The following is a 9,839-nucleotide window of genomic DNA, read 5'->3' on the forward strand; positions in this document are numbered from 1 at the left end:
GTAATCATCATAATCCTGAGTCAGACAAAATCCGCGTGAGTTTGAGTATAGTTGCGCCCAAAGGAGGCAGGCGTAAAGAAATCGTATAGTCCCTGCCGTTATATATCTGTTTGGCGGTCCGGATCACACCTGTATTCAGCACCCCGCTGCCATAATACTTCGGTGCATCACTGTTCAGTACCTCTTCCCACTCCCCGGCTACCGGAAGCCCTACCAGGTAGTTTTCGCGAACTACCGGCGTCATGTTCAGCACCACCAGCAGGATATCGCCTGCGGCCTTACCCTTCCGTATATAAGCCAGCACGCAGTTATCATAATCATTCACCGTGATCCATTCAAAACCGGCGGGATCAAACTGCTGTTCATATAAGGCGGTAGAACCTGCGTAAAATTCATTGATATCCTTTACAAACATTTTCATTCCCTGGTGGGTAGCATGTTGCATCAGGTGCCAGTCGAGCTCTCCCCGGTAATTCCATTCGGATGTTTGCCCAAACTCATCTCCCATAAACAACAGCTTTGTACCGGGATGCGTATACATATAACTGTATAACAAACGGAGATTGGCAAACTTCTGCCAGTCGTCGCCAGGCATTTTATACAGCATGGGCGACTTCCCATGCACCACTTCATCATGGCTAAGCGGCAACATAAAGTTCTCTCCGAATGCATATACCATGCTGAAGGTCAGATCGTTCTGGTACCACTTCCGGTGAATGGGATCTTTTTTGAAATAGTCGATGGTATCATTCATCCATCCCATCATCCATTTCATTCCAAAACCCAATCCTCCCATAAAAGTGGGTCTTGATACGCCGTAATGCGAAGTAGAATCTTCTGCAATGGTTTGTACATCAGGGAACAGCGCATACACCGTTTCATTCAGTTTTTTCAGGAAACTGATGGCTTCCAGGTTCTCATTGCCCCCCACTTCGTTGGGTTCCCACGCACCTCTTTCCCTGGAATAATCCAGGTGGATCATAGAGGCCACTGCATCTACACGTATCCCGTCTACATGAAACCGGTCGAACCAGAAAATGGCATTGCTCAGCAAAAACGACCGTACTTCATTCCTGGCATAATTAAAAATATAGCTGTTCCAGTCGGGGTGATAGCCTTTGCGCATATCGGCATACTCATAGGCATGTGATCCGTCGAACCGGAATAACCCATGCGCATCATACGGGAAATGGGAAGGTACCCAATCCAGTATCACGCCAATACCGGCCAGGTGGAAGGCTTCCACCATTTCCATAAAATCCTGCGGCGTACCGTGCCGGGAAGTAGGTGCAAAGTACCCGGTGATCTGGTAACCCCAGGAGCCATCAAAAGGATGTTCCATTACGGGCATCAGCTCCACATGGGTAAAGCCCATTTCCTTCACATACGGCACCAGCATTTCGGCTATTTCCTGGTAAGAGTATACCCGCTCAGGATCAGCAGGATCAGGGCGGCGCCAGGAGCCCAGGTGCACTTCGTATACGGCAAAAGGCCGGTCCAATGCATTGATGCTCCGGCGGTGGTCCATCCATTTTTTATCGTCCCATTCATAATCGAGCGGGCATACTATGGAAGCGGTTTTAGGACGCACCTCCCAGTGATTGGCATAAGGATCTCCCTTGATCAGCTCTTCCCCGCTGTTGGAACGGATAAAATATTTGTAGAGCGCGCCGGGTTTTACGCCAGGCACGAAACCTTCCCAGATACCGGAGCTGTCCCACCGCGGGTAAAGGGTATGACGGTAATGATCCCACCCGTTAAAATCACCCATTACAGCCACAAAGGCAGCATCCGGCGCCCAAACGGCAAAGTATGTTCCACTGGCGCCTTCCACTTCTGTGGCATGCGCCCCGAATTTTTCGTATAGCCGGTAATGTGAGCCGGCCTGAAAAAGGGTGATATCACTGGAAGAAAACAGGGTGAATGGTTCTACATACTGTATTGCGCGATTTGTATCTCCGGTCATAGTAACGTGTGAATTGGGTGTCTTGATTAACAAGATAGTTTAATTTTCGGGAAAATGACAGCTGGGATGAAACAGATATTTTTTTCATGAAAACAAAAAAGGTGCCCTATGGACACCTTTTTCATTTATATCGCTATTCCGATGTGCGGATTAGTATTTCTTGCGGAACGGGGGCTTGCCACCACTGCCGAAAGACTCGCGCCTGTCGCCACCGCTGCGGTTACCGCCCGGGCGGCCGCCTTCAGAGCTCCAGCTTCTTTTACGCGGACTGTAATCACCGCCGGAACGTGGACGCCTGTCGCCATCCTGCGACATTTCAATCCTCACACTGCGGCCATTGTATTCCACTTTCTTGAAGGCCTCGGTTACTTTTGCCAGTTCATCGTTTTCTACTTCAAAGAAGGAATAAACGCCTTTCAGATCAATACGGCCAATTTTGTTGCCACGTAAACCGGTATTATCACACAGGTAACGGAGCATATCGCCGCGGTTGAAATCGTCTACAGAACCCAGGTTAATAAACAAACGGGTGAACTTGCCATCGCTTCTGCGTGGGCCCTTGTCTTCCCCGAATGTACTGCGCCTGTCGTCTTTCGCGTTCAGATCCGGTGCATCCTGGTAGTATTCCAGGAACTGGTTGAACTCCAGGGAAGCAAAACGTTTGATCAGGTCTTCTTTGCTCATGGATGCAAACTCTTCGTTGATGCGTTCCATGTAAGGTTCAATCTGTTCGTCGTTTACTACTACGTTATGTACTTTATGTACCAGGCCAAACAGTTGTTTTTCACAAACCGCGAAACCATCCGGTACTTCCGCTTTCACAAATTTCTTCTGGATCACACGTTCAATCTGGCGGATCTTCCCGATATCACGACTGCTGATCACAGCAATAGAGATACCTGATTTACCTGCCCTTCCGGTACGGCCGCTTCTGTGGGTGTAGTTTTCCACGTCGTCCGGCAGGTCGTAGTTGATTACGTGTGTTACATTGTCAACGTCAATACCACGCGCAGCCACGTCTGTAGCAACCAGCACCTGCAGCGCTCTTTCGCGGAAGCGTTTCATTACCTTATCACGCTGTTGCTGGGTTAAGTCGCCATGCAGGGCATCTGCATTGTAACCATCCTTGATCAGTGATTCGGCAATTTCCTGTGATTCAATTTTGGTACGGGTAAAGATGATACCAAAAATTTCAGGGTTGAAATCCACGATACGTTTGAGGGCCGCGTATTTTTCGCGCGGGCGCACAACATAGTATTCGTGCTCAATATTAACGTTACCGCTGTTTTTGCTGCCTACGGTCAGTTCAAACGGATCCTCCATGTATTTTTTGGCGATACGGCGAACTTCCTGCGGCATAGTAGCAGAAAACAACCAGGTGGTTTTACCTTCAGGTGTGTTGGACAGGATACTGTTGATATCTTCCTGGAATCCCATGTTCAGCATTTCATCTGCTTCATCCAGTACAGCGTAGCGCACATTTTCAAAGTTAACCGCACCACGGTCAATGATATCCAGTAAACGGCCGGGAGTAGCCACTACGATGTGTACTCCTCTTTTCAGTTCACGCAGCTGCTGAACAATGCTGGAACCGCCATATACCGCCACGATGCTCACATCGCCCAGGTATTTGCTGAAGTTTTTCAGATCATTGGTGATCTGTAAACAGAGTTCACGGGTAGGGCACAAAATGAGGCCCTGTGGTTTATTTATTTTCAGATCCAGTTGCTGCAGCAGTGGCAGTCCAAATGCGGCAGTTTTACCGGTGCCCGTCTGGGCAAGACCTACGAAATCGCGGTCGCCTCCTAACAATACTGGTATTGCCTGTTCCTGGATGGGAGTTGGGGAAACGAAGCCCAGGTCCGTAATTCCCTTTAAAATAGGCTCTTGTAAGCCCAGTGATTCAAATGTAGTCATTGATTTGCATTAATCAAGCTCCGTCGGGAGCTGTGGATATAGCCTTTAGCAGTTAGCTATCAGCTGTTAGAAATATTATTTTCAGCTTTTAGCGGTTAGCTATCGGCTGTGTTGATGGCTTCAGTCTTTAACTGTTAGCTACCAGTTCTCCTTCGAGGTCGTAGTCAAACGCTTTGGTGATACGCACTTCCACGAAATCCCCCGGTTTCAGGCGTTTGGTGGTGTCTATGATCACTTCATTATCTACTTCCACCGAATCAAACTCGGTACGGGCAAGGTATCGGCCTGCCTCTTTTTTGTCTACTATTACTTTAAAGGTCTTCCCTACTTTTTCCTGGTTTTTTTCCAGGGAGATTTCCTGCTGTACTTCCATAATTTCCTGCGCTCTTCTTTCCTTTTCTTCTGCAGGGATATTATCTTCCAGCTCATAAGCGCTGGTGCCTTCTTCATGGCTGTAGGTAAATACTCCTACCCGGTCGAAACGCATTCTTTCCAGGAATCCTTTCAGTTCTTCCACATCATCTTCCGTTTCACCTGGGAAACCTGCAATCAGCGTGGTACGTAAACAAATACCCGGTACTTTCGCACGGATATCATGTACCAGCTGCTCAATTTCCTCCCGGGTGATCTGGCGTTTCATCGCCTTCAACATGGCATTGGAAGCATGTTGCAGCGGCATATCGATGTAGTTACAGATATTCGGGAACTCGTTCATTACATCCAGGATCTCCATCGGGAACTTGGTAGGATACGCATAGTGCAGCCGGATCCATTGCAATCCTTCCACACCAGCTAGTGCCCGCATCAGGTCGCCCAAACGGCGCTGCTTGTACAGGTCAAGGCCATAGTAGGTCAGTTCCTGCGCAATGAGCATGATTTCCTTTACACCTGATTTCACCAGCTTCTGTGCCTCTGTTACCAGTTCCTCAATAGGTTTGGAAACATGTCCTCCCCGCATCAGCGGGATGGCACAAAAAGAACAGGTACGGTTACAACCCTCTGCTATTTTCAGGTAAGCATAATGAGAGGGGGTACTCAGTAATCTTTCTCCAACCAGTTCTGCTTTATAATCTGCATCAAATTTTTTCAGGATCAGGGGCAGTTCCATGGTTCCGAACCAGGCATCTACTCCGGCAATTTCCGATTCCAGGTCGCCCCGGTAACGCTCACTTAAGCAACCCGTTACATACACCTTATCCAGTTTGCCACGCTGCTTCAGCTCTACCTGCTCCAGGATGGTGTTAATCGATTCTTCTTTGGCCTTGTCAATAAACCCGCAAGTGTTCACTACAACAATATTGTGGTCGCGTTTGGCGCTTTCATGCACCACATCAATTTCATTAGCCATGAGCTGTCCGCTCAGCACCTCTGAATCCACCATATTCTTGGAACAACCAAGCGTAATAATATTAACCTTGTCTTTCTTTAAAGTTTTTGTCTTCAAGCGCGAATGTTTTAAACAAGCGGTCAATTATTTGCTGAACCGCTACCGCCACGAAGACACACAGACACTGATTGAATGTAACAGCAGACTTACTGTATGTGACTTGAGTCTTAGTGGGGGTTAAGGAAGGTGCAAAGGTAGAGAAAAGATTTGACAATCGGAAATTAATGCTAAGTAACTGTTGATTAGTTACTTAGCATAACGTTGGAATCGGGTTAGCCCAGCATCTGCATGGCCTTTTCGGCACGTTCCCGGGCTTTTTGTCTTTTATAATGATACCACCATTTAGGGGCCATCCTGATCATGAGGTTATTCATTCCCCGCAGGCCCACCAGGTGATAAAGCCCGTTGAGCTTGTTTACAAAAGATGGGTCCAGCGCCCGGAGGCTCATGGCAAAACCGCCATCCAGGTACTCCATATGGTGCCAGTAACCAGCCGGCATAAACATCGTATCGCCATGGTTCAGGATAGTGGTATATCCCTTTGCATGTTTCAGCGCCGGGAACTGGTCCTGGTCCAGCCGTTCACTCCAGTTTACAAAGTTGGCGGCGCTCTCTACCGTAAAAGGCATCCGGTAAATGAGGGGCGACTGGTTATTCTCCAGCAGCAATACCCTCTTACGGCCAATGAATTGGGTATGGAAAATATGCGAAAGATCTATATCATAGTGCATATGCGCTACAGATCCTGCACCACCCACAAAAAGCATGGGATACTTTTTCAGGAACCCGGAAGCAAATTCATCCGGGAAAGTGAAATCTTCCACCAGCTGGGGGGCATGCTGAAAAATGTTAAACAGGAAAATCCGCAGCGCCACCGGTCCCTGTTGTATCATATCGAGGTATGCCCCGAAAGTAATGTAGTCATCTGCTCCGTTTACAAGGGTATTTTCGTTGGCGCGTTCATTATTATATACCCCAACCGTCTTGTGCCCGACTATTGATTTGAAATAATCCCATGTCCACTTGTTGTAGGCCGGCCAGTGTTGGCTAAGTGCTGATGCCGGAATGATTACAGGTTTACGTGGATGATAGTAGTTCTTCTTAAATTCCGCTGGTGTAATATTTTCAACTCGATCTATGTGTTGTATTATCATACTTACGAATTGTTAAAAGGGTACAAAAAGGGAACAATTATTCAAATGTAATAAATGCGGTGTTATTTTATAACTACAAACGAAGTGCTTTAAAGTTAATCAAAAAATGAGCCGGGCTCCTGTTGGAGCCCGATTGTTTTTACCTAAAGTAAAATATTAAATAAGATTTATACTGATTGATAAACAAGCTTCACAACAACAAGTAAATCAGGAATTTACACTAAACAGTGATTCTACGAAAGATTCCTTATTAAATACCTGTAAATCCTCCATTTTCTCTCCTATACCAATGTATTTTACCGGTATTTTAAACTGGTTGGCGATGGCCAGTACCACGCCGCCTTTCGCTGTACCATCCAGTTTGGTAATAGCGAGGGCTGTTACTTCGGTAGTGGCTGTAAACTGTTTGGCTTGTTCCAGCGCATTCTGCCCGGTAGAGCCATCCAGTACCAGCAATACCTCGTGCGGAGCGTCGGGGATCACTTTCTTCATTACCCGCTTGATTTTCCCAAGCTCATCCATCAGGTGAAGCTTGTTATGTAAACGGCCTGCGGTATCTATAATTATTACATCCACATCTTTTGCGGCGCCGCTCTGTACGGTATCGAAAGCCACTGCACCTGGATCTGATCCCATCTGCTGTTTTACAATAGGCACCCCCACTCTTTCACTCCAGATAGTAAGCTGGTCCACCGCCGCTGCACGGAAAGTATCCGCTGCGCCCAGCATTACCGACTTACCTGCTTTCTTGAAGTTATAGGCCAGTTTACCGATGGTAGTGGTTTTGCCCACGCCATTTACGCCTACCACCATGATCACATAAGGCTTTTTACCTTCGGGTACTTCAAAATCCCGGAAACCGCTATCGGGTGCATCTACCAGCAATGCTGCAATTTCTTCCTGCAACATCCTGTTTAATTCACTGGTTCCCAGATATTTATCTTTAGCCACTCGTTGCTCTATCCGGTCAATGATCTTTACAGTGGTATCTACGCCAACATCCGCAGAAACAAGGGCATCTTCCAGGTTATCCAATACTTCAGTATCTACAGTGGATTTTCCGGCAATGGCGCGTCCTATTTTACCGAGGAAGCTCTCTTTCGTTTTTTGTAATCCCTGGTCCAGATTCTCCTTCTTCTCCCTGGAAAATAGTTTATTGAAAAAGCTCATAATTTAGATTAATTGGGTCCGGTATGTTCCGTTTTTTGAGTTATCCGTGACAGCATTTGCAATAGGGTGCTAAAATACACCTTTTAGCGGATTTACGGGGATTTTGTCTGACTCAGACAAAATCCGCATAACGCAAAAAGCTGTCCTTTAACAGGACAGCTTTTCAGTATTATTAGTAAAGCCGAATTACTTTTGGTTCATGTGCTCCTGGATCTTATCCTTGTGCACGATAGCTTCCTTAAAGGTGTATGCACCGGTTTTAGGAGAGCGTACTGCCCTGATCACCTTGGTCCATACCTTTGATTCAGCTGCTGCTTTAGCATCTTTTACTTTCGCGTTCTTTGAAGCTACTTTTGCCATGGTATTCTATTGTTTTTATGGTCTAATGGCTATTGGCAGTATACTGATACAGCCATTCACCATCAACAATTATTATTTGATTTCTTTGTGTACAGTCACTTTCCTTAAAATAGGATTGTACTTCTTCAACTCCAGACGCTCAGGAGTGTTCTTCTTATTTTTGTTAGAGATGTAACGGGAAGTTCCGGGCTGACCAGAAGCTTTGTGCTCTGTGCACTCCAGAATTACCTGTACTCTATTACCTTTTTTTGCCATTGTGTATTACAAATTAAGTGAGTCTTAGAATTAGATTTCCTGACCAGCTGCACGCAATTCCTTCACAACTGCATACAAACCTCTCTTGTTGATGGTTCTCAAACCGTCAGCAGATACTTTCAATGATATCCATTTGTCCTCTTCTGCCAGGAAAAAACGTTTCTTTTGCAGGTTAGGAAGAAACCTTCTGTTTGTCTTAATGTTGGAGAAGGAAACATGGTGACCTGTAATCGGCTTCTTTCCTGTCACCTGACATACTCTTGCCATGATCTAAAAATTTAGGAATGCAAAAGTCCAATTTTTTTGTGGATTTTGCAAATATTATTAAATGAATTTATTCACAAATGCATAAAAGTCACCTGTAAAAAGTGCTCCCTTAAGTTGTGAACACAATGCAAAAGATTGATAACCAAATAATTATATGGCAGATTTCCATCTGTCTTTTGCCGGAATATTTTTTTACAACAGCACGATCAGGCTACGCAAAACTGCTCCCAATCTTACCGACTCCAACACCCGCTGCTGATCCGTTCCATGCTTCAGCAATGCTTCTTCATGGGAAGTAACGCACATTTCACAACCATTCAGCGCAGAAACCACCAGGCTCAGTAACTCAAAAAACTCTTTCCCAAGCACCGGGTTTGCCATAATGCTCATCCGGATACCTGCCGGGGTGTTCGTATAAAATTCCTTATTCACAAAATGCCTGAAACGGTAAAACACATTATTGGCACTCATGAGGGAGGTACAACTGATCACCTCTGCTATTTCCTTATCCGTTGCTCCTTCCTGTACAGCCAGCTTCTCAAACGACGCCTGCAGCTCCGCATGTTTCTCATTCACCGCTACTGCCAGCCCGATCATATAAGCCTCCTTCTTCTGCAGCGTAGGCGCCGCCAGGGAATTAGACACATTGATCTTCAGATCCTTCAGGTAACGCGCATCCACATTCACCAGGGATTGCAGTTTACCAGACACCGCTTCCGCCGTTAATCCCACCGCTTCCAGTAATTGTACCGCCGTATCCTGATTTGTTGTTGCAAACATAATATGTACTTTTTTATTTATTCATTTTATTACGGGGAAAAGCAATCCCCGCAGGACTACTTCTCCCGTAATAAAACAGTAAATGACTTGATTAATTAAGCAGTCAGTGTAGCTTCTCCCTTAGTCCAGTTGCAAGGGCACAGCTCATCTGTTTGCAGGGCATCCAGCACACGCAGTACCTCTTTCACGCTACGGCCTACAGACAGGTCGTACAGGGAAACCCAACGTACAATACCCTGGGGATCTACAATATAAGTAGCACGGTAAGCCACTTTTTCATTGGCTTCCAGGATACCCAGCTCAGTTGCCAGGGATTTGGAAGTATCAGCCAGCATAGGGAACTGCAGTCCGCGCAGATCTTCATGATCTCTTCTCCATGCAGCATGTACAAACTCACTGTCAGTAGATGCACCGATCAACACTGCATCACGATCAGCAAAATCCTGCGCATGTTTGTTAAATTCAGCTATTTCAGTAGGACATACGAAAGTAAAGTCTTTAGGCCACCAGAACATCACCATCCATTTGCCGGAGTTTTTCAGTTCTTCTGAAGACAATTCATAAAATTCTTTACCCTTTTCAA

10 protein-coding genes are annotated in these 9,839 nt (G+C 46.1%); all 10 read right to left on the reverse strand.

The window, feature by feature from the left end; translation table 11 throughout:
• Positions 1 to 7 precede the first annotated feature (7 nt).
• The gene (gene glgB, locus VN105_RS18285) at positions 8 to 1,966 is read right to left on the reverse strand and encodes a 1,4-alpha-glucan branching protein GlgB (RefSeq protein ID WP_325642972.1); all 1,959 of its coding nucleotides are present in this window, start codon (positions 1,964 to 1,966) and stop codon (positions 8 to 10) included.
• Positions 1,967 to 2,116: 150 nt separating this feature from the next.
• Positions 2,117 to 3,883, reverse strand: coding sequence for a DEAD/DEAH box helicase (locus VN105_RS18290; RefSeq protein WP_325642973.1), 1,767 nt, complete (start codon positions 3,881 to 3,883; stop codon positions 2,117 to 2,119).
• A gap of 127 nt (positions 3,884 to 4,010) precedes the next feature.
• Entirely contained in the window at positions 4,011 to 5,327 is a 1,317-nt protein-coding gene (gene rimO / locus VN105_RS18295; RefSeq protein ID WP_325642974.1) for a 30S ribosomal protein S12 methylthiotransferase RimO, read from the reverse strand.
• Between the two features lie 215 nt (positions 5,328 to 5,542).
• On the reverse strand, positions 5,543 to 6,424 hold the full coding sequence (locus tag VN105_RS18300; RefSeq protein WP_325642975.1) for a cupin-like domain-containing protein: 882 nt from the start codon (positions 6,422 to 6,424) through the stop codon (positions 5,543 to 5,545).
• A gap of 207 nt (positions 6,425 to 6,631) precedes the next feature.
• On the reverse strand, positions 6,632 to 7,594 hold the full coding sequence (gene ftsY / locus VN105_RS18305) for a signal recognition particle-docking protein FtsY (protein WP_325642976.1): 963 nt from the start codon (positions 7,592 to 7,594) through the stop codon (positions 6,632 to 6,634).
• A 186-nt stretch (positions 7,595 to 7,780) separates the two neighbouring features.
• Entirely contained in the window at positions 7,781 to 7,954 is a 174-nt protein-coding gene (locus VN105_RS18310; RefSeq protein WP_142685122.1) for a DUF4295 domain-containing protein, read from the reverse strand.
• A gap of 72 nt (positions 7,955 to 8,026) precedes the next feature.
• Positions 8,027 to 8,209, reverse strand: coding sequence for a 50S ribosomal protein L33 (gene rpmG / locus VN105_RS18315; protein ID WP_079468086.1), 183 nt, complete (start codon positions 8,207 to 8,209; stop codon positions 8,027 to 8,029).
• Positions 8,210 to 8,239: 30 nt separating this feature from the next.
• Positions 8,240 to 8,476 carry a 50S ribosomal protein L28 gene (gene rpmB / locus VN105_RS18320; protein WP_089759466.1) on the reverse strand — a complete coding sequence of 79 codons (237 nt, stop codon included), beginning with the start codon at positions 8,474 to 8,476 and terminating at the stop codon, positions 8,240 to 8,242.
• A gap of 192 nt (positions 8,477 to 8,668) precedes the next feature.
• A complete protein-coding gene (locus tag VN105_RS18325) occupies positions 8,669 to 9,256 on the reverse strand; it encodes a carboxymuconolactone decarboxylase family protein (RefSeq protein WP_325642977.1) in 588 nt (195 codons plus the stop codon).
• Between the two features lie 95 nt (positions 9,257 to 9,351).
• The coding region (locus VN105_RS18330; RefSeq protein ID WP_325642978.1) for a peroxiredoxin at positions 9,352 to 9,839 on the reverse strand (488 nt) is incomplete at its 5' end.

It is taken from the genome of Chitinophaga sp. (assembly GCF_035564935.1).
Lineage (GTDB): Bacteria > Bacteroidota > Bacteroidia > Chitinophagales > Chitinophagaceae > Chitinophaga.

Bases quoted from the DNA above. Each gene is read 5' to 3' on its own strand.
- VN105_RS18290 (WP_325642973.1), bottom strand. From the start codon at position 3,883: ATGACTACATTTGAATCACTGGGCTTACAAGAGCCTATTTTAAAGGGA.
- ftsY (WP_325642976.1), bottom strand. From the start codon at position 7,594: ATGAGCTTTTTCAATAAACTATTTTCCAGGGAGAAGAAGGAGAATCTG.
- VN105_RS18325 (WP_325642977.1), bottom strand. From the start codon at position 9,256: ATGTTTGCAACAACAAATCAGGATACGGCGGTACAATTACTGGAAGCG.
- VN105_RS18310 (WP_142685122.1), bottom strand. From the start codon at position 7,954: ATGGCAAAAGTAGCTTCAAAGAACGCGAAAGTAAAAGATGCTAAAGCA.
- VN105_RS18300 (WP_325642975.1), bottom strand. From the start codon at position 6,424: ATGATAATACAACACATAGATCGAGTTGAAAATATTACACCAGCGGAA.
- glgB (WP_325642972.1), bottom strand. From the start codon at position 1,966: ATGACCGGAGATACAAATCGCGCAATACAGTATGTAGAACCATTCACC.
- rpmB (WP_089759466.1), bottom strand. From the start codon at position 8,476: ATGGCAAGAGTATGTCAGGTGACAGGAAAGAAGCCGATTACAGGTCAC.
- rpmG (WP_079468086.1), bottom strand. From the start codon at position 8,209: ATGGCAAAAAAAGGTAATAGAGTACAGGTAATTCTGGAGTGCACAGAG.